Below are 20711 nucleotides of genomic sequence, written 5' to 3' on the forward strand. Positions count from 1 at the left end.
AGTAATTTTAGCAGCAAAATACTGGTCTAATCAGGTAAGATGCGCGCAATGTTAGCGCGTTGGGGTGGCCTGGCTGAACACGAAGGGCACCGACATGGAGCGGCCGTCGGGCAGCACCCGGTGTACCGCAAAATGCAGGTGGGGCAGAGAGGAAAAACCGGTGTTGCCGCTGCGACCAAGAGGCTCGCCCGCCGCCACTTGCTGGCCACGCACCACATCCACGCCATCCTGTTGCAAATGATAGTACTCACCGGTGGTGCCATCATCGTGCAGCACAATGATGTAGTTGGCCAAATCGGCAAATGATTCATCCGGACCGCCCTGATCGCTGTCTTCCTTGATATCAATGACAGTACCGGCCCGGGCCGCATAGATAGGGGTACCCGGCGGCGCGGCGATATCCACCGCATGATAGGAACGCCCGGTGTGTGAATAACTGCCGCCTGGCCCCTGTACGATGGCATAGTCCCCCCGGGGTTGCAGTGGGTAGCGATACGTCACATCGGCCGGCGTGGCGCCCAGCACACCTGGCGCCCAGGTTACCCGCATGGTATGCCAAAAGCGCTGAGCACTGTCAGCCTGGCCCACAGAAACAGGAGTATCATCAGCCAATTCAGTGACCACCGGGGTGTTATCCAGCCCGGCGGTTAGGGTGACCACTACCGGATAGGGCCGGGTACGATACACGCTAACCTCGCCGGAGGTGTTATCCACTTTGTAGCAAAACCAGTCATCAAAGCAGCCGGGCGCGGCTGCTGCCGAGGCGGTGGCAGCAAGGCTAATTAGGGCGATGCAAAGCGCGCGCAGCAAGCTCATGGTTTACTGCTCCGCTTCGCCCAAATGCTCGCGTACATGGCGGGCAAAAGCCTCACCGGACAAAAAGCCCGCCACCCGGGCCTGTGGCAATTCATTGCCCTGCTCATCAAAAAACAAAATCGTCGGCAGGCCATCCACCTTATAATATTGGGTAAAAGCTTGGCTTTGCGCGTTGTCATAATCAGTTAAGTCTATCTGTACCCAGCGGGTGTTGCTTAATGCGTTAATCACCTGTGGATCCACAAAGGTGTATTTTTCAAATTCTTTGCAGGCGATGCACCAGTCAGCATACAAGTCCACCATCACCGACTGGTCTTGAGCACTGGCCTGAGCAATTTGTTGTTGCAGCTCTTCCACCGATTCTACCTGCACAAAGGGTGGATGCGCCGAGCTGGCCGGGTCGGGGACTAAGGTGCGCCAGGCCAGCATGGCACTGCCAAACAAGCCGACAAAAATCAGCAAAGTCCGTGCCCCCTTGGCAAAACTGGCGTGGCTGGCACTGTTGAGTACACTGTAATAACTAAACGCCGCCAGGCCCAGCGCCGCCCACAGCAAGTTACTGTAGGCTGACACCCACAACCGCTCCACAAACACAATTGCAACGCTGAGTAACATAAAGCCAAAGGTGACTTTAATCACATCCATCCACTGGCCGGCTTTGGGCAGCAGCCGGCCACCGGTCAGACCAAACGCAATCAGTGGAATGCCCATGCCCAGGCTCAATACATATAATGAGATAAAGCCTAACAGCTGGTCACCGGACTGGGCGATAAACAACAGGATGCCGGTTAACGGCGCGGTGGTGCAGGGCGAGGCAATCAGACCGGACAAGGCCCCCATCACAAACACTCCCAGCAGATTACCGCCACGCTGATGCTGACTTAGCTGGTTGAGCCGGGTTTGCCAGCTAGCCGGTAGTTGCAGGTTATATACGCCAAACATGGCCAGCGCGAGCACTGCAAACAGGGCAATAAACACGCCTAAGATCAGCGGGTGCTGCAACATGGCTTGAAAGCGCACCCCGGCTGAGGCCACCACCAGGCCTAACAGCGAGTAGGTGATGGCCATGCCCTGCACATACACCAGGCTTAAGATAAAGCTGCGCTGCCAGGTGGCGCGCTGGCCCTGGCCAATGATGATGCCGGATAAAATCGGGTACATAGGAAACACACAGGGGGTGAAGGCCAGCCCGATCCCTAAAAGTAAAAACAGCCCCATGGCCCAGGCACGGTTGTCCGGGTCGGCCAGCTGGTCTGCCAGCGAAAACTGCGCGCCGGGTGTTGGCTGACGGAAACTGTTTGCAGCCAGGTCAGTGCTTGTGGCCGACGCACTGCTGTCAGAAGGCCCGCCATTGCCGCTGACGGCATTTAGGTAGATCAGCTTGGTTTGGGGCGGATAGCAAAATCCGGCATCGGCACAGCCCTGAAAACGCAACGCCACTTTGTCATCTGCCTGCGCCTGCTCAACGGGCACCGAGAAACTGACCGTGTCGTAATACACCTGAGTCTGACCAAAAAATTCATCATGTTTGTCTTTGCCGGGCGGCAGCGTCAACTCGCCTAACCGGGCATCCTTGCTGGTTACCTTGAACTGGTGCTGATACAGATAATAGTCAGGCTCAATGGTAAAGCTGATATGCAGCTGGCCGTCGCGCTGGGTAAAGTCAAACTGAAACGCTTCGTCCACCAGCAAAAATTGTGGTTCTTTGGTGAATGGATCGGCAAAATCCTGAGACGGCAGTTGAGCCTGGGCGGCGCTGCCTGCCCACAGTGCGCCACACACGATTAACAGGCGTGAAAGTAATATAAGTAGCCGGTATATCATGGCGCTGTCGTCTCCGGGGTTTGTTCAATCACCCAGTCGCCGTAAGCCTGGCTGGCCGATACCGCATCCAATACCAGCCATTCGTGCACCTCATACGGATGCAAATCGGTGACCAGCGCCTGCGCGGCTGCCAGACAGGGCTGACGGGTTTTTATCAGCAATTGGTGTTCGGTGTCGGTGACCACCTTGCCTTCCCAGCGATAAGTAGCCTGGGCACCGGGGATGGCTTTGACACAGGCAGCCAGCTGTTGCTCTACCAGCGCGGTGGCGATGGCTTGCGCCGAGGCGGCATCAGGGGTGGTGGTCAACACCAGGCGTAACGACATAAAGCACTCCAATTGTCAGGGTATCCGACATTGTGACAAAAAATGGCTGGTAAAGTGAACAAATCATCGGGCGTAAGAGATACTTATCGCATAACCAGGCGCGCGATGCTTGTGTTCAGGCAGCTTGCCCCAACCATATCAGAGTGTCCGTTGAGAATGAGGATCGGATTTGCGTATTTTATTTTTATTGTTTGCCATCATGCCCATTATCGAAATTGCGCTGCTGGTGCAGGTAGGCGGCATCATTGGTGGCTGGAACACCATCGGCCTGGTGATTTTAACCGCGCTGGTGGGTTCGTACCTGGTGCGCCGCGAAGGGCTGGCCACCTTGCAAACCGCGCAGGCTAAACTGCAGCGTAATGAAATTCCGGGCAGTGAGCTGGTGCAGGGCCTGATGCTGGTGATTGCCGGTGTGCTGCTGGTCACCCCAGGCTTTGTGACCGACATCGTGGGCTTATTGTTTGTGGTGCCCGGCTCGCGCCACTTTATTGCCGGTCATTTAAGCAAGCATTTGCAGGCCCGGGTGGTGACTCAGGGTGGCTTTGGCGGGCCGGGCAATCCGTTTGGCCAGCAGGGCAGCCCGTTTGAGCAGTCAAAACCGCCCGGTGATGGTGATGTGTACGAAGGTCAGTACACCGACAAAACTGACCAGAATAACCGCGATCGCCTGCAATAATGGCAAAAAATCGTGGCCAGATAATCAGTTAGCAAATGGGCGCGGCAGGATGAAAAAAATTTGTATTTTTTTCATCAACCACCCTTGAGATCGCTGAACGATTACCCCATTTATCCTCGCAGTATTAAGTTTGAAGCGGTTGATTCACCGTTTCTTTTAAGCAAAAAGGCAACCTGATAACAGGGGCCTTCACTCTACTAACTTTTGTATAGTTGGAATTTTCAGGAGACTTGAAAATGGCAATTCGTCCTTTACACGACCGCGTAATTATTAAGCGCGCAGAGCAAGAATCCAAATCAGCAGGCGGCATCGTTCTGACTGGTTCTGCGGCAGAAAAATCTACACGCGGCGAAGTAATCGCAGTAGGTAATGGTCGCATCCTAGAAAACGGAGAAGTCAAAGCTCTGGATGTAAAAGTTGGCGACACCGTTATTTTCAACGACGGTTACGGCGTGAAAACAGAAAAGCTGGACGATCAGGAAGTATTGATCCTGAGTGAAAGCGACATTCTGGCAATCGTAGAATAAGACCTGTTGAACCGTATTTAGAGGAATTTGATCATGGCAGCTAAAGAAGTACGTTTTGGAGATGACGCCCGCACTAAGATGCTAAAAGGCGTAAACATCCTGGCAAATGCAGTAAAAGTTACTTTAGGCCCGAAAGGCCGCAATGTGGTACTGGATAAATCATTCGGTGCGCCTACCATCACCAAAGACGGTGTATCGGTAGCCAAAGAAATCGAACTGGAAGACAAGTTCGAGAACATGGGCGCGCAGATGGTAAAAGAAGTTGCGTCTAAGGCTAACGATGAAGCCGGTGACGGTACTACCACTGCAACGGTGTTGGCCCAGTCAATCGTGGTAGAAGGCTTAAAAGCGGTTGCTGCGGGCATGAACCCAATGGACGTGAAACGTGGTATCGACAAAGCAGTTGTAGCCGCAGTTGAAGCGCTGAAATCACTGTCTACAGATTGTGCTGACAGCAAGTCTATCGCCCAGGTAGGTACTATCTCTGCTAACTCTGACGAAGAAGTAGGTCGGATCATTGCTGAAGCGATGGAAAAAGTGGGCAAAGAAGGTGTTATCACTGTTGAAGAAGGCCAGGCCCTGCAAAATGAGCTGGAAGTGGTTGAAGGTATGCAGTTTGACCGCGGTTACCTGTCTCCTTACTTCATCAACAACCAAGAAAACGGCACAGTTGAACTGGACAACCCGTTCATCCTGTTGGTAGACAAGAAGATCTCTAACATCCGCGAACTGCTGCCTACTTTGGAAGGCGTAGCAAAAGCCGGTAAGCCGCTGCTGATCATCGCAGAAGATGTGGAAGGCGAAGCCCTGGCCACACTGGTTGTGAACAACATGCGCGGTATTGTAAAAGTTGCTGCCGTTAAAGCCCCAGGCTTTGGTGATCGTCGTAAAGCTATGCTGCAGGATATTGCTATCCTGACTGGCGGTACTGTGATCTCTGAAGAGATTGGCCTGGAGCTGGAAAAAGCTCAGCTGGAAGACTTAGGTACTGCTAAGCGCGTTGTTATCAATAAAGATGAAACAACAGTAGTAGACGGTGCCGGTGACGAATCCGCCATCGAAGGCCGTTGTGCACAAATCAAAGGTCAAATCGAAGAATCTTCTTCTGATTATGATAAAGAAAAACTGCAAGAGCGCCTGGCCAAGCTGTCTGGCGGTGTTGCGGTCATCAAGGTTGGCGCTGCCACCGAGATGGAAATGAAAGAGAAGAAAGATCGCGTTGAAGACGCTCTGCACGCTACACGTGCTGCGGTAGAAGAAGGCGTGGTCCCTGGTGGTGGTGTGGCTCTGGTTCGCGCAGCGGCCAAAGTACTTGACCTGCAAGGCGAAAACGAAGACCAGACTCACGGTATTAACCTGGCGCTGCGCGCTATGGAAGCGCCGCTGCGTCAAATCGCGACCAACGCCGGCGCCGAAGCGTCTGTTGTGGTTAACGCCATCAAAGGCGGCTCAGGTAACTACGGTTACAATGCTGGCAATGACACCTACGGTGATATGCTGGAAATGGGTATCCTGGATCCAACTAAGGTAACTCGTTCAGCGCTGCAGTTTGCTGCTTCAGTAGCCAGCCTGATGATCACTACCGAAGCCATGGTAGCCGAAGTACCAAAAGACGACGCACCAGCTGGCCCAGACATGGGCGGCATGGGTGGAATGGGCGGCATGGGCGGCATGATGTAAGCCACCCAAAGCTAACCGTTTGATTTAAAAGGCGCTCTTCGGAGCGCCTTTTTTTGTTTGCCAGAACTTTTTTATTGTTTATAAGTTTTTATCATGAAAATAGGGTATTCTCGCATCGCGCAATTGTAATGATTGATTTTTATTCAGGGATGAAATATGAAAAAGCAGTTTATGCTGGCGTCGCTGGCAAGTATTGTCTTATCTGCCTGTGGCGGCGGTGATGAATCATCAACTCCGGAGCCCGTGCCAGCGCCTGTTGAGGCTGCCCCGGTAACAGAACCGGTAACTAATGACCCAGAGCCACCTGCACCTGCCGAGCCGGAAACGCCCCCACCGGCTGATCCTTATAATTCCGATGAAACGCCGGACGTCTCCCCTTCGCAAGTGGTTCTGCAAGCCTACGATTACAGTAAAGAAAAAGTGGCTGCTGCTGCCCGAACCTTGGCCGATGGTCAATACACCGGTTTGACAGAGCAAGCGCAGATTACGCCGAGTTTGGCTCAATCTGTTTATCGTTATGTTTTTACTACTGAAATCGTGTCTTTACCGCACTTTTCCCCATTTTTTCTTCAAGAAGTTGCAGAACAAGATGGGTCAGTAGATGTGACCGTCAGCTGTGAATACGAGGGGTCGGTTACGTACAAGGGACAGTTTGACCCCGAATCCCTGGCCGGTACTGTAGTAATGCAGTTCACCAACTGTTTAGATTACAAGTACAGCTATTATACCTTAAACGGCATAGCGGTCATGCAGACCGAGAACAGTGATACTCTTCCAAGCAGCCATTCACTCTACTTCGATCAGCTCACTTGGCAACCAGATGAATCTATTGCCTTGTCCGGTTTCATCAACTACGTTGATAGTATTGTTGATGGGGTACACCAGAGGGAACAAAAGCGATATTTGTCGTTAAGCCACGGTAATGCCCAATATCTCATAGATTCCAGCATTAGAAGGCGTGAAACGCTTTCTGACGATGCTTTTGAAGCCACTGGACAATTTGCTAAGGGAACTGTCGGCGCTGTGTCATTTGGCATCAACTCTGATGAGCAGGGTGGACCATATTGGACAGACACTACGTTGACGTTTAATGACGAAGCCGCGCAAGTCCGGTTTGTAGCTGACTGGGTGCTGTACGAACAAGATACCGACAATGACGGAGAGTTCGACCACGGCCAATTTGTTAATGCTGAGTATAACTATCTTCGCGAGCCCATTGTAGACGATACGCTTACGCCTCTAAATGAGATGAGCTTCGCTCCCGCGGTCGAAGAGCCACTGGTACTAAATGCCCAACCAGCCAGTAGTCACCAAAATATTGAAGTGGCCCCGGGTGATATAATTGACGTGGACACACCTGATGCTGAGCTATCAATATCGTACAATTGGTACATCGATGATGTTTTGATTGAAGATAACCATAGCGCTGTCTTACCGGCATACTCATTTTCCGAAAGTGACTATATTACCGTTACCTTGGTAGTCGACGACGGTGAGCACCGGGTTGAAAGTTATCCAACTTCTATCTGGGTCCAAGACGCACCAATTGAAGTAACAGTGTCCGACTTTTCCAGTACGATCAGCGCTGGTGAAACCATTTCCTTTTCTGTGGGCATGACTACATCCGATTTACCGGACGAACAAAATATTGCCAGCTTTGTAGGCGGGCCAGAGGGCGCCAGTATCGACAGCGACGGCGTAATTACCTGGACCGCGCCAACCTCTCAGTTGTTCGAAACGCAGATTTATGCGTTTAATTTTGGCAACAAATTGAATCCTGCTGAACGAGCAGAAGTGGCGATAGAAGTTTCTGTTACCGTGGACAAGCCATTGCCAATGATGCGCTCAGGCGTTGAGATCCCTACAGCCAACAATAGCCACTGGGTCAGTGATTTTGATGGTGACGGCAACAACGAACTGTTGGGTACCGATAATCGCCAGCGCGTTTTCTTACATCAAATTGTTGATAACCAGCTGCAGCAAACCTGGCTGTATCCATATGGCTTTGGCGAGGACGAAAGAATCGTTCAGGTGCTGGCCAGTGATGCAGATCAGAATGGCATTTCTGAGATTCTGGTTATTACCACCACGACCATCTGGATGATAGATGACTTAGCCTCAGTTGCACGTCAGGTTTTGCAAAGCGAATCTGAAAGTGTATTAAAAATGGCCGTTCTTCAAGACATTAACAGTGATGGTACCCAAGAACTTATTTACGCCCAGGGGGATGAGTATGGCGACGAGCCCGTCACTGTGACAGTCGCGTCGCTTAATAGTTGGCAAGCCCCGTTACTAGAGTTGACTATGGACCATTTCACTAGCATGGCTGTTGGTAATGTAGACAACGATGCAGCGTGGGAGCTAGTAACCAATACTGGCTTGGTCTATGACCTGACGTCAGGGGCAAACGAATGGTTGCTGGGTATCCGGTTTAGTACTTCAGAAGTGACCACTGCCGATTTGGATGGTGATGCGGTTGATGAAATTGTAGCTGCAGATCGATATGGTAGCTTATACGTGTACTCTGCTGTCGATCGTACGCAGTGGGATTCAATCGAGTCGATCAACTTCTGTGATATTGAAAGTGTGGATCTGCAAAAAGACGGCACCGATGAAATTATCGCAGGAGATTGCCAGTCGGGCTATATCACAGCCTACTCTTGGGATGAAACCAATTTACTAGAGATAGCATGGCAGACAACCATGGGAGAGAGTGGTTCTTCCTCACTGGCATCAGGTGATATTGATAATGATGGCACCACCGAACTGATTTGGGGCACTGGTACAAATAGCTCGGGACGAGATACTGTAATGATCGCAGATGTCACGTCTACTTCAGCAACTGTGAAACAAGATCTATATGATGCACAGCTTGGTATCTTTACCGCAGCGGGTTGGTCTGAACTCACCAGCAATGATGAACAAGCCGTCTTTTTTACGCCATCAACCAATAGTGGCTATGATGCATCTCGCTACATAACAATGACTGCAAGTGGCGAACTGTCAGTCGGAAACGAAGTTTCCAGTAATTGGGACGGGAGTTACCATACATCGTTGGCTGACTTCAACAATGATGGTGCCGGCGATATTTTTGTACCGGCCACAGAGATCTACGATAATGCCTTTGCCGCTATTCAGTTACACAACGGAGAAGAGCAATGGTCGGTCACCGGGGCGTACGATGGTGAAATTGGTCTAATACAAACATTTGATGTCAATCAGGATGGTCATGAGGACGCGATTGTTGTGGATCGACGAGCTCTCAAAATCTACGACGTCCAAAATCAAGTGCTACTGGCTAATCAGGCATTTGACTCGAATATTATGGATTTTGATATCACTCTCAAAGATAACGAAGTTATGTTTGTGGTATCAACGCCTGATTATAGCGGCACTACATTAGCGCTCATGAGCTTCCAGGATACGGCCCTGGTTTCCCGTGCATCGATAACCGCACCGTGCAGCAACATTACTATTTTTGGTACTGCAGATGACACGCGCCTAGCATGCGCGCCCTCATCGTGGGGAGAAAACCAGTTTGTGAGCTTTTCGTTAGATACACAAAGCCTCACAAAGATAAGTACCCAAAAGTTGGATTATCAGATTGCAGCGATGGCAACTCATCCGATGGACCCGTTCAATCTAGTCGTGGCAGAAAATCTTGATACATGGGGCGTCAGTTTGTCACAAATGCGTGTGTTGTCAGAGATTGGACATACAATCTGGACAAGCCCATCGCTAATCGGCATTGTTAATGATGCAGCGTTATCTACACGAGAAAACGGAGATGGCAATATGGAAGTACTTTTTGCCACTTCTCAAGGCATGTACTGGCTGCAATAACAACGAAAGGCGCTCTTCGGAGCTAATGCCGAACAGTTAAGAATATTTTCATGATCGGTTGACCGATCCTTTGAAGGCTTCAAAATCCGATATCCGGCAACTGGTATCGGATTTTTTTATGGACGTTTCTCAAGCTCTCGACATTATCAATTCAGTAAAACAGCCTCAGGTTAAAGCGCTGTCAGACCTCATCCCACTAGAATTGATTGAGCAAGCATATCAGATGACTGATACGGTCACGTTGCGCAAGCGTAAGTTGCCGCTGGAATCATTGGTGTGGTTGCTTGTGGGGATGGCGCTGTACAACGACAAATCGATATCCGATGTCGTGAATCAACTGGACATTGTTGACCGCGAGGGTAAACCTTTTGTGGCGCCAAGTGCGTTGACACAGCGTCGCAAAACACTGGGGGAAAGTGGCGCAAAGGCGGTGTATCAGCACATGACCGCGCATTGGGTCAAACAGGCAAATCTACCTCAGTGGAACGGACTGACGCTGTTAGGCGTTGATGGTGTCGTCTGGCGTACCGAAGATACGCCCGAAAATGCCGAGGCGTTTTCACGCAAAAAAGATTCTCTTTATCCGCAGGTAAGAATGGTCTGTCAGATGGAGCTAAGTACTCACCTGATGACAGGAAGCGCGTTTGACAGTTATGCCGTCAATGAAATGAAGCTGGCCGAACAGCTTATCGAAACCACTCCGGACAATAGTGTCACCCTGTTCGATAAAGGGTTTTACTCCCTGGGCCTGTTACATCAGTGGCAGTACGAAGGGGAAAACCGGCACTGGCTTATTCCTGTGAAAAAGAACCTGCAATATCAAGAAATACGCTCTCTGGGACGCAACGACAAATTGGTAATATTAAGCAGTAACCCTCGCTCCAGGAAGTTATGGCCGGGATTACCCGATACCCTGACTGCTCGTATTGTAAGCCGAAAAGTTAAAGGCAAAACCTATGAAGTACTCACCTCAATGATCGACGCCATGCGCTATCCTGCAGCCGACATCGCAGACTTATACGGGCATCGTTGGGAAATTGAGCAGGGCTATCGGGAGCAGAAACAATACATGCTGGGTAACCGTCTGACCCTGCGTAGTCGCCTGCCTGAATTAGTGAAGCAGGAGCTATGGGGCGTATTGCTGACCTACAATCTGGTGCGATACCAGATGGTTCAGATGTGCTTTAATCTTAAGGGAAATTACCTGCCTTACCAGCTTAGTTTTAACGGTGCACTGGCTCAGGTGACGTCGCTGCTGGTTGGGCTGCCTTATTCAACGCCCGGCGCAATTCCCAGACAATACAAGTATCTGCATAAAATGGCTGAGCATCTTATTCTCGCGCCACGACGAGAACGAAGCTTCCCTCGGACAGTCAAACAACGACCACAACGATACAGCAGAAATAAAAATGCCGTTCACCTTAAGTGAACGGCATTACTCTTCGGAGCGCCTTTTTTATTGCTGCATGACTATACATTTTATTGGTTAACAGGTTCGTTACAAGCAAAGCACTAAGCCCGCAACAATTTAATCACTGGGTGTCTGCACTGTGCGTTGCGGTACTTTCCTGAGCCATCTGGTCTTTTGTATTGGCTGGAACAAGCAACTGCAAAAATTTACCCACCAGCGGATTTTTGTGTACCTCGGCGTGGGTCAGGGTGTTGATATTGGTGCGGATGCCGTCGGTGTTGCCCAATGCGATGAGAGTCAGGCCGGCGTCGGGAGCTTTAACCAAAAAGCCGGCATAAGCGTCGGGCCACCAGCCGCTGTGCCAGACCAGGCGCTGGCCCTGCCATTGCTGAACAAACCAGCCGTAGGCGTAGGGTGCCGGCTTGCCATCGGCCTCGGTAGGCGGGGTCCACATTTTGTCGAGCAGGGCTGGGGATAATATTTTGCCTTCATCCAGCGCAATACTATAGCGAGCCAGCTCATTAACGCTGGCGATGATGCCGGAGCTGGCGTTGAGCTCTGGGTTAGGTAATGGTGAGGGGGCTAGGTTATCAGCTTGCTCGGGTGCATGGCGAAAAGGCGGTGCCAGCTGGGTCAGGGCAGCGCTGCCATGATTATCACGCCAGCCGGCAGCGGTGTGGTCGAGGCCGGCAGGCTCAATGACATAGTGGCGCATCCAGTGGCGCCAGCTGTGGGCGGTATTTTCTTCCACCCAGTTGGACAGCCGGCCAAATACCACCGGGTTGTAAAAAAAGCGGCTGCCGGGTGTACCCTGTACGCGATGTTGCAACACCTGACGTAGGCTCAAGCTGGCATCGCAATCTATCGGCGCAATCTTCTCCCCCGAGTCCAGTGTGCCGCCGCCAAAAATAATCCCGCTTGAGCCGAGCCACTGGCACCGCCGGTCCCAGTCGCTCAAGGTGGTAAAGTCAGCCTCTAAATCGATATGGCCGTCTGCTTCCATGGCCAGCAAGGTGGCGGCACTAAAGGTTTTGCTGATAGAGGCCACCAGATAGCTGGTATCGGCGGTGGTGGGCTCTTCGGCATCATGGTCTTGCCAGCCGTAGCCTTTGGCAAAGATGATTTTGCCATCTTTTACCACCGCAACCGACAGGCTTAAGATGCTTTGTTGCTGGCGGTAAGCCTGCAAAAACTCGTCAAATTGCTGCACCGGGCCGGCCTGATGGTGCTCAGACGAGGTTGCTGCCAGCGCGCCGGTGGCGCTGAGCAGGCTCAAACCAAGCAAACCCAAAATCGACCAGCCGTTCAAAAACATACGCTTTATTCTCATTGATTTAGCTTTCCTTCGATAATATAGATAGCCTTCAAGCCTAGTCGAGCCTGGCTAAAACAGCTGAAAATTAGCTACGCATGAAGTGTAAGCGAATGTTGCGGTATACTAGCGGCTACCAACCCGGCCAGCAGGAGATTGTATGAAAGCAGCGGCTGTACATATTTTAGTTAAAACCGAAAAAGAAGCGCTGGCGCTTAAAGAACAACTGGCCAAGGGCGCTGATTTTGCCAAGCTGGCAAAAAAGCACTCCCTGTCTCCGTCAAAAAAGCGTGGCGGGGACTTGGGCGAGTTTCGCCGTGGCCAGATGGTCAAGGCGTTCGATGATGTGGTATTCAAAAAAGCGTTGCTACAGGTACACGGGCCGGTGAAAACCCGCTTTGGTTATCACTTGATCAAACCTCTCTATCGAAGCTGATCTGTTTGCCAGGGCTTGCGGTAAACACAGCCTCATTTCCACTTTACGCGTTTCTATGCTTGCGAATATAAAACATTTTGCGGTCAATATTGGTCTTGGCATGCTGGCCATTTTACTGTGTTTAGGTCTGATGGATGGACTCTGGCTGGGCTGGCTTGCCGGTGACGGGTATACCAATGAGCTGGGCAACAGTTTGCGCTCAGAGATTTTGTTGTGGCCGTGGCTGCTGTTTTATCTGCTCTACAGTGGGGTAATTTTTGTGCTGGCGGTGGTGGCCAATCGTGACCAGCCCTGGTTTTATGCCAGTATCGACGGCGCATTTTTAGGGCTTGCCAGTTACGGCGCCTACAACCTGGCCAGCTATAGTCTGCTGGCAAATTTTTCGTTGGCAGGCGCAGTGCTGCACTGGGGATGGGGGGTATTACTTACCGCCTGTTGTGCCACCGTCGGCTGGTGGGGTTTTCAGCAACGCCGCCAGCCTAATGGGGAAATGTAAACACATGCAAAATTTTAAGCCCCAAGTCCGCCGCCCCTGACGGGGGCGGACTTACTGCATGCGTTATTTTAACCCGGCTATTACTTTATCCGGGGTCAGTGGAAATGCCTTAACCCGCACACCCACTGCATCATAGACCGCATTGGCAATTGCCGCGCCAGCACCGGTAATGCCCAGCTCGCCGATCCCTTTGCTGCCCAATGGGCTGGCATGATAATCCGGCTGCTCGATAAAGCTGACACTGAGCTTTCCGATATCCCGATTTACTGCGATATGGTATTCGGCCAGATCGCAGTTGATAAACCCACCGCTGCGCGGGTCGCGCTGCAAATCTTCGAATAAGGCATAGCTGGTGCCCCAAATCATGCCGCCCTGTAATTGCGACGTCGCGGTTTGACGATTAAGGATCTGACCGGCCGAAAATACCCCGTGCTGGCTTTCTATCCGTACTTCGCCGGTGACCCGGCTAACCCGTACTTTAGCAAAATGTGCTCCGCACGAGTATTGCGCAAACTGTTCATGACCCTGGCCGGGGGCTACCGACCCGCTCGCTGTCAGTGTTTTGCCAATTAAGGTTGTTAAGGTATGGCGCTGCTGCTTGCCAGCCTGGCCTAATACCAACTCGTCCTCATCGATGCGCAGCTGACGGGTGGCAGCGGCCACCCCGACTTTTTGGCACAACAAACGGCCAAGCTGTTCACAGGCATTGTGCACCGCACCGGCGCTACTGGATGCGCCAAACGACCCGCCCGAGCCGCTGGAAGCCGGGTAACGGCTGTCGGCCAGCTCTATCTGAATGCGGTGGGCTGGCAGATCAAAATATTCTGATACCACCTGGCTTAAAATGGTGTAGGTACCGGTGCCAATATCGGTCATGTCGGTAAACACAGAAATCACACCGTCGGCACTTAGCTCCAAACGTGCCTCACTCTCCACCAGCGTATTCATGCGCATGGCCAGTGCCACGCCGTAACCCGTACTAAACTCATCATGTTCGGGGTACTGGCGCTGCTGCCAGTTAAATTCTTCGGCGCCCTGGCGCAGACAGTCGGCCAGATAGTGGCTGGAAAAAGGCTTGCCGGTGATAGGGTGGGCGGTGGCAATATTGGCCAGCCGGAATGCCACGGGATCCTGGCCTGCTGCAAGGGCCAGCTCATCTATGGCCGATTCAAAGGCCAGCGAACCAATGGCGTCACCCGGGGCGCGGACCGAGTCGATGACCGGGCTGTCAATGACTTTGACCCGATGCCGGCTGGAGATCGCAGGCGCCTGGTAAGTGATGCGTGCACCCGCTCCGGTGGCCTCGGCAAAGGCATAATCCCGGGCCATTGGCATCTGGCTGACATGCTGGATATGCTGCAGATGGCCCTGGTTATCGGCGGCTAAACGGATCTGCTGCCAGCTAAAGCCGCGGTGCGGCGCACTATGAAATACCTGGCGGCGGTGCAGGGTTACCTGTACCGGACGGCCCAGATGTAGCGTGCCCAGGCAGGCCAGAATAGCATCATTGTGCAGGCCCAGTTTGGAACCAAAACCGCCGCCGATAAAAGGGCTTTGCACATGAATATTTTCAGCCGGCAACTTTAAGGTGTTGGCCAGGCAGGTCACCGCACTGGCAATGATTTGCACGCTGGTGCGCACATGCAGGGTCTTACCGTCATACCAGGCCAGCGTAGCATGCGGCTCCATGGCCGCTGAGACCTGATTAGGCGTGGCATACTCGCTGTCAATCTGGCTGGCGGCATCGTCTTCTGCTGGCAGGCCACAATGGGCATCGGCGCTAAAACCGCCGTCCAGCGACTCCGGCGTGGTATCGGCCTGGTCCCGCTCGGTCAGCTCATCAAACCCTTCATGATCAAGGGTGTACTCCACCAGGCTGGCTGCATAGCGGGCCTGGGCTAAGGTCTCGGCCACCACCAGTGCCACCGGGAAGCCGGCGTAGCGAATGTGTGTATTGTGAAGTACTACACGGCTCTGACCAAAGCGAGCAGCATCAGCCGGCTCGGCAAAATCTTGTTGCTCGGGGGCATTGCGGTAGGTCAATACCGCATGCACGCCCGGCGCTTGTTCGGCAGCCTGGGTGTCCAGATGGGTTAGGGTAGCAGGCCCGCAGCGCGCGCCCACATAGGCACCAATCAGCGCAGGTTGGTCAAAGGGCTGTTCGCCGGCATACTGGGCCTGGCCAGTCACTTTCAAACAGCCGTCGAGGCGCTCGGCCGGCTCACCGACCTTCAGAGTATGGGTAATATGACTAGCGGGCATAGATTGCTCCCTGATGGCCGGGGTGCGCGCGCTGATGGGCGGCAGCCTGTTCCAGTACATGGGTTAACGTGCGTACTACCAACGGTATTTTAAAATCGTTACCGCCGGCACCTTGCGCATTGGCCACCACCAGCTCGCTGGCATCTTCAAACAGGCGGCGACTGACAGTTTTGCCGCGCAAAAAGGCTTCGGCCTGATCGGCATGCCAGGGCCGGGTGCCCACGCCGCCCAGCGCAATATTGACCGCACTGATGACGCCATCTTCCAGGGTCAACGTGCAGGCCACCGAGACCAGCGCAAAAGCATACGAAGAGCGATCGCGCACCTTACGATAGATATGCGTGCCATGAGCCTGGCGGGGAATACTCACTGCTGTAATTAGCTCATCCCCGGCCAGCACGGTTTCGATGTGCGGGGTATCGCCGGGCAGCCGGTACAGGTCGCGCACCGGAATATGGCGCTCGGCCCCACTGGCATTGCAGGTTTTTACCTTGGCATCCAGTGCCACCATGGCCACCGCCATATCCGATGGGTGGCTGGCAATACACTGCGCCGAGGTGCCCAATATCGCATGAATGCGGTTCATGCCGTCCAGCGCAGCACAGCCGGCGCCAGGAGTGCGCTTGTTGCACGGCTGCTGAGGATCGTAAAAATAATAACAGCGGGTGCGCTGTAATAAATTGCCGCCGGTGGTCGCGCGGTTGCGCAGCTGCACCGTGGCGCCGCTAAGCAGTGCCTGGCTGAGCACACTGAGCTCGGCATGCTGATAGGCAAAATTGGCCAGCGCCGTATTGGTGGCCATGGCGCCCACCTCTACCGAGTCAGGTTTTAAGGTAATATTGCGGGCGGCCTGCCAGGGGCTTAAGTCCACCAGTTTGACTGGGGTTTCCACCTGATGTTTCATCAGGTCCACCAGATTAGTGCCCCCGGCAATAAAGCGGCTTTGGTCAAAGTCGCCTAAACTGGCCAGCTCGCCCGGGTCGTGTAAGTGTGAAAGTGAAAAAGGCTGCATCAGGACGACTCCCCGACACCGGCCTGTTTCACTGCTGCCACAATGTTGGCATACGCCCCGCAGCGGCACAGGTTGCCGCTCAAACGCTCTTTGATATCTTCATCCGGGGCGGCATCCGGCTCAAACCACACGGTACTGGGCTGGCTCAGTTCGGCCTGCATGGCCACGCTGGAACAAATCTGGCCGCTGGTGCAAAAGCCGCACTGAAAGGCATCGCATTGTAAAAAAGCGCGCTGCACCGGATGCAGATTGTTCGGGCTGCCAATGCCTTCGATGGTGGTAACTTCACGGCCGCCAAGCTGGCAGGCCAGTAGCAGGCAGCTGTTCATGCGTTCGCCGTCCACCAGCACTGTGCAGGCGCCGCACTGGCCATGGTCACAGCCTTTTTTGGTGCCGGTTAAGGTCAGATGCTGCTGTAAAAAATCCAGCAGGGTGGTGCGGGGATCGTCAGGCAACGGGTGCGCCTGGCCATTGATTGAAACTGCCGGCATAGTTGGGTCCTTATGTGCCGTTAGGGCGCTGGACATCGCACGCAGCGCAGCGGGTGGTATTTTTGCTGATACGCGGTGTGGCTGATCAGGATTACCCGGGCAGGCAACAAAACTGAACAAAATAGCCGCACCTGGGTATTTACCTTCTCAGGGCCTGGGCCTATCGGGCGCTGGCAAAAGAATTTGAGTAAATTGCGTAAATTTCATAGCGTAGCGAGTGTGCATGATTATAATACGCGAACTTATCTGATATCCCGCCCGGCCGCTGTGGCCACCGGGCATAACAACTGGAGAGGCAACATTGTCTGAGTGGAGCATCGAAGAAGCTGAAAAGCTATACGGCGTATCTCGCTGGGGTGGTGGCTATTTTGAAGTGGGTGACAACGGCAACGTTCATGTTACCCCGGTACCGTCTGACAAAAGCATACGTATTGATTTTCAGGCCTTAATTGATGAGATTCGGGAAGAAGGCGTGCAATTTCCTGTCGTGGTGCGCTTTCACGATGTGTTGCGCTCGCAGGTAGCCAGCCTGAATACTGCCTTTCGCAGCAGCATTAAAGAAGCCGGCTATAAGGGCCAGTATAACGGCGTGTATCCGATCAAGGTGAATCAGATGCGCGAGGTGGTGGAAGAAATTGTGGATGCCGGCGCGCCGTTTAACTACGGGCTGGAAGCTGGCTCCAAAGCCGAGCTCATCACTGCGCTGGCGCTGAACACCAATGAAGACTCGCTGACCATCTTAAATGGCTATAAAGACGAAGAATTTATGCGTCTGGCGCTATTGGGCCGTAAGCTAGGCCGCAAGATGGTGGTGGTAGTTGAAAAATATACCGAACTGCTGTTGCTGGTCAAAATCGCCAAAGAGCTGAAAATCGACCCGATCATTGGCGTGCGCGCCAAGATGACCGTGAAAGGCCGTGGCAAATGGGAAGGTTCTGGCGGCGAACGCGCCAAGTTTGGGCTTACCATTCCGGAGATCATCAAAACAGCCCGCTATCTGGCCGAGCACAATATGAGCCACTGCTTTAAGTTGCTGCATTTTCATATCGGCAGCCAGCTGACCGACATTCGGGTGATCAAAGAAGCCATCAGCGAAGGCGCGCGTATCTATGCTGATCTGTTCAAGATGGGCTTTGAGCTAGATTATGTGGATGTGGGCGGCGGCCTGGGCATCGATTATGATGGCAGCGCCTCGACCAATGATTCATCACGCAACTATGCGATGGCCGAGTATGTGGCCGATGTGGTGTATGGCATGAAAGAAGTGTGTGATTTAGAAGGGGTGCCTCATCCTAATCTGGTTAGCGAAAGCGGCCGGGCTATCACTGCCCACCATAGCTGTGTGATCACTGAAATTGTGGGTGAAATTCGCTCCAACAGTGCCGAAGTGGATACCTCTGTGGCTGATGGTGAACATGTGTTTGTCAAAAATATCCGCGAACTGGAAGACTTTTTTGATGAGCAGTCCTCGATGCAGGAAGTGTTCAACGATGCCTCGCAATACAAAGAACAAGCGCTGGATGCATTCAAGCTGCGGGTGCTTAGCTTAGAAGAGCTGGCCAAGATTGAAACCATCTACTGGCGCATCATGGCGCGGCTGCGCAACTGGTATGCCAAGGAAGAATATGTGCCCGAAGAATTGCAGGAGCTGGATTACAGTCTGTCATCCCAGTATTTGTGTAACTTCTCGGTGTTCCAATCAGCGGCCGATACCTGGGCCATCGACCAGCTGTTGCCGGTGGTGCCCCTGACCCGCATGGATGAAAAACCCACGGTGAACTGTACGCTGGTAGATATCACCTGTGACAGTGACGGTAAGCTGGATCAATTTTCGGTGGGCCGTGAGATCACCGATATTCTGCCGATGCACCCGCTTAAACAAGGCGAGCATTATTATGCCGGCTTGTTTTTAACCGGCGCTTATCAGGATGTGATGGGCGACATGCACAATCTGTTCGGGCGCCTGAACGAAGTACATATCTATAGCTATGATGATGATCCGCAGGATTTTTATATCGAAGAAGTGGTAAAAGGCTCGTCGGTGCAGGATGTGCTTAACATCATGCAGTACAACCCGCGCGCCATGGCTTACGATGTGAAAAAGCTAATCGATAAGCAAGTCTCGGCCGGGGCGATTTTGCCGCGTGAAGGGGTGCGCTGGACCGATTTTTATGAAAATTGCTTAAGTGGTTATACCTACTTAAAAACCAGCAAGTAAGCGCACAATGCTATAACAAACACGCCGGCCTAGTTGCCGGCGTGTTGCTTATAAAAGCGTTTCCAGAATTCTGCGGTGGTAGTGTTGATCAGATTCGACTCAGCATTCATCAGCATCACATAGCCGGCCTTGGCCTCGACATCAAACGACACATCTGCCCGATATCCTTTGACCCAGCCACCATGATAATTCAGTTTGTGGCCGTCAAAATCATACACCCGCCAGCCCAGCCCGTAATGGGCGTCATTTAGATGACCGCGCCAGCCGCGCCGGTAAATCTCACGGGTGGTGCGCACCCGCGGGGTGGTCACATAGTCCACCAGTTCCGGCGGCAACACGGTGGGAAACTCGCCCAGCAGCGCCTGCAGATAGCGGGTCATATCATTGATACTGGCATTGACCCCGGCAGCCGGGGTAAAGCGATAATAATTGCTTTCGACCACGCCCTGACGCCATTTATTGCGGGCGATGGCAATATGCGGGCGGGCCCAGCGTTGTGAGGCCAGCAATGCGCCTTTACCCGCACTGGCGGTATGCATGCCCAGCGGGGTAAATAATTGCTCCTGAATTTGCCGGTGATACGAGGTATTTTGATTGACCAGATAATATTCGATGGCGCCAAACAGGGCATTTTGATAGGTATAACATTCCCCCGGTGCACAAATCGGCTCCAGCCGGGATAGATGATCCAACACTTTATTCAGCGGATAATCAGCTTCAATCAGATTGTCATAGGCATTAGGCATAAAGCCGCTGGACTGCCCGGCAATATGCTGCAACTGCAGTTGCTGTAAGCCATTTTGATCAAACGCGATATCCGGCACCAGCTGGCCAACCGGCATATCCCAGGCCAGTTCATCCCGCGCCACCAGTTTGGCTAACAACAAACCGGTAAATGATTTAGACACTGATGCTAAGCGAAAAACAGTATCGCCATTCACCGCCACCCCGTTGCGGCGGGTTTTACCATACACATACACCTGCGGCGACTGGCCTTGCTTGTAATACACAAAAGCATAACCCGGAATATTAAATTTATCCGCCTGATGCCGCACATGGCGAGCATAATCATCCACCCAGCCGGGTGCGGCTGCATACACTGCTGTGCTTGTTACGCCAGCGATCAGCAATAGCCAGCACCAAATGACCAGATAACCCTTACGCAAAATGACTCCTGTGGGTCAGCATCAAACAAATCCTCATTAATCCGGGTAAAAACAACGTGGTATTATGCGGTTGGGTGAGCATTGAATCAACCATTGCACATTGGTGGATCCCAGCCGGCAAGCATGGCGACTGTCAGTGCCGATTTCATCGCATCTGAGCGGGTAAAACAGGGTACACTGAAAACATTGCTACCCCGCTGCCAGGAGACTGCACC

16 protein-coding genes are annotated in these 20711 nt (G+C 52.7%); 8 read left to right on the top strand and 8 right to left on the bottom strand.

Annotated features, from left to right (window positions below; genetic code table 11):
* Positions 1 to 51: 51 nt before the first annotated feature.
* The 3 genes from ACTUJZ_RS09775 to cutA are packed head-to-tail and all read right to left on the bottom strand — an operon-like array spanning position 52 to position 2966.
* Positions 52 to 816, bottom strand: coding sequence for a M23 family metallopeptidase (locus tag ACTUJZ_RS09775; protein ID WP_463636124.1), 765 nt, complete (start codon positions 814 to 816; stop codon positions 52 to 54).
* Between the two features lie 3 nt (positions 817 to 819).
* Entirely contained in the window at positions 820 to 2640 is a 1821-nt protein-coding gene (locus ACTUJZ_RS09780; RefSeq protein WP_463636125.1) for a protein-disulfide reductase DsbD, read from the bottom strand.
* Positions 2637 to 2966 (bottom strand): divalent-cation tolerance protein CutA, encoded by a 330-nt coding sequence (gene cutA, locus ACTUJZ_RS09785; RefSeq protein ID WP_463636126.1) that lies wholly within the window; start codon positions 2964 to 2966, stop codon positions 2637 to 2639. The genes ACTUJZ_RS09780 and cutA overlap by 4 nt, the downstream gene beginning before the upstream one ends.
* Positions 2967 to 3135: 169 nt before the next feature.
* Between cutA and ACTUJZ_RS09790 the strand changes: the two genes are divergently transcribed.
* The 5 genes from ACTUJZ_RS09790 (at position 3136) to ACTUJZ_RS09810 (ending at position 11121) form a co-directional block, all read left to right on the top strand.
* Positions 3136 to 3642: an FxsA family protein gene (locus tag ACTUJZ_RS09790; RefSeq protein WP_463636127.1), complete on the top strand. Its 507-nt coding sequence runs from the start codon at positions 3136 to 3138 to the stop codon at positions 3640 to 3642.
* A gap of 236 nt (positions 3643 to 3878) precedes the next feature.
* Positions 3879 to 4169 (top strand): co-chaperone GroES, encoded by a 291-nt coding sequence (locus tag ACTUJZ_RS09795; RefSeq protein ID WP_262992162.1) that lies wholly within the window; start codon positions 3879 to 3881, stop codon positions 4167 to 4169.
* A 33-nt stretch (positions 4170 to 4202) separates the two neighbouring features.
* Complete coding sequence (gene groL, locus ACTUJZ_RS09800) at positions 4203 to 5849, top strand: chaperonin GroEL (protein ID WP_463636128.1); 1647 nt, start codon at positions 4203 to 4205, stop codon at positions 5847 to 5849.
* Between the two features lie 156 nt (positions 5850 to 6005).
* Positions 6006 to 9692, top strand: coding sequence for an FG-GAP repeat domain-containing protein (locus tag ACTUJZ_RS09805; protein ID WP_463636129.1), 3687 nt, complete (start codon positions 6006 to 6008; stop codon positions 9690 to 9692).
* Positions 9693 to 9810: 118 nt separating this feature from the next.
* Positions 9811 to 11121: an IS4 family transposase gene (locus ACTUJZ_RS09810; RefSeq protein WP_463636130.1), complete on the top strand. Its 1311-nt coding sequence runs from the start codon at positions 9811 to 9813 to the stop codon at positions 11119 to 11121.
* A gap of 103 nt (positions 11122 to 11224) precedes the next feature.
* On the opposite strand, the gene ACTUJZ_RS09815 is transcribed toward ACTUJZ_RS09810, so the two are convergent.
* A complete protein-coding gene (locus ACTUJZ_RS09815) occupies positions 11225 to 12433 on the bottom strand; it encodes a serine hydrolase domain-containing protein (protein WP_463636131.1) in 1209 nt (402 codons plus the stop codon).
* A 142-nt stretch (positions 12434 to 12575) separates the two neighbouring features.
* Between ACTUJZ_RS09815 and ppiC the strand changes: the two genes are divergently transcribed.
* Together ppiC and ACTUJZ_RS09825 are read left to right on the top strand one after the other, a co-directional pair.
* Positions 12576 to 12851: a peptidylprolyl isomerase PpiC gene (ppiC, locus tag ACTUJZ_RS09820; protein WP_463636132.1), complete on the top strand. Its 276-nt coding sequence runs from the start codon at positions 12576 to 12578 to the stop codon at positions 12849 to 12851.
* A gap of 55 nt (positions 12852 to 12906) precedes the next feature.
* Positions 12907 to 13347 carry a DUF2177 family protein gene (locus ACTUJZ_RS09825; protein ID WP_463636133.1) on the top strand — a complete coding sequence of 147 codons (441 nt, stop codon included), beginning with the start codon at positions 12907 to 12909 and terminating at the stop codon, positions 13345 to 13347.
* A gap of 63 nt (positions 13348 to 13410) precedes the next feature.
* On the opposite strand, the gene ACTUJZ_RS09830 is transcribed toward ACTUJZ_RS09825, so the two are convergent.
* From ACTUJZ_RS09830 to ACTUJZ_RS09840, 3 genes are read right to left on the bottom strand one after another with little or no spacing between them, the layout of a single operon-like run.
* Positions 13411 to 15609 (bottom strand): xanthine dehydrogenase family protein molybdopterin-binding subunit, encoded by a 2199-nt coding sequence (locus tag ACTUJZ_RS09830; protein ID WP_463636134.1) that lies wholly within the window; start codon positions 15607 to 15609, stop codon positions 13411 to 13413.
* The gene (locus tag ACTUJZ_RS09835) at positions 15599 to 16621 is read right to left on the bottom strand and encodes an FAD binding domain-containing protein (RefSeq protein WP_463636135.1); all 1023 of its coding nucleotides are present in this window, start codon (positions 16619 to 16621) and stop codon (positions 15599 to 15601) included. The genes ACTUJZ_RS09830 and ACTUJZ_RS09835 overlap by 11 nt, the downstream gene beginning before the upstream one ends.
* Positions 16621 to 17112, bottom strand: a complete 492-nt coding sequence (locus tag ACTUJZ_RS09840; RefSeq protein WP_463636136.1) for a (2Fe-2S)-binding protein — start codon at positions 17110 to 17112, stop codon at positions 16621 to 16623. The genes ACTUJZ_RS09835 and ACTUJZ_RS09840 overlap by 1 nt, the downstream gene beginning before the upstream one ends.
* A 301-nt stretch (positions 17113 to 17413) precedes the next feature.
* On the opposite strand from ACTUJZ_RS09840, the gene speA reads away from it, so the two are divergent.
* Positions 17414 to 19330 (top strand): biosynthetic arginine decarboxylase, encoded by a 1917-nt coding sequence (gene speA, locus ACTUJZ_RS09845; protein ID WP_463636137.1) that lies wholly within the window; start codon positions 17414 to 17416, stop codon positions 19328 to 19330.
* Positions 19331 to 19359: 29 nt separating this feature from the next.
* Here the strand turns inward: speA and ACTUJZ_RS09850 are convergent, their stop codons facing one another.
* Positions 19360 to 20460 (bottom strand): serine hydrolase domain-containing protein, encoded by a 1101-nt coding sequence (locus ACTUJZ_RS09850; protein WP_463636311.1) that lies wholly within the window; start codon positions 20458 to 20460, stop codon positions 19360 to 19362.
* Positions 20461 to 20711: the final 251 nt, after the last annotated feature.

Source organism: Alteromonas sp. WD8-37 (genome assembly GCF_055326825.1).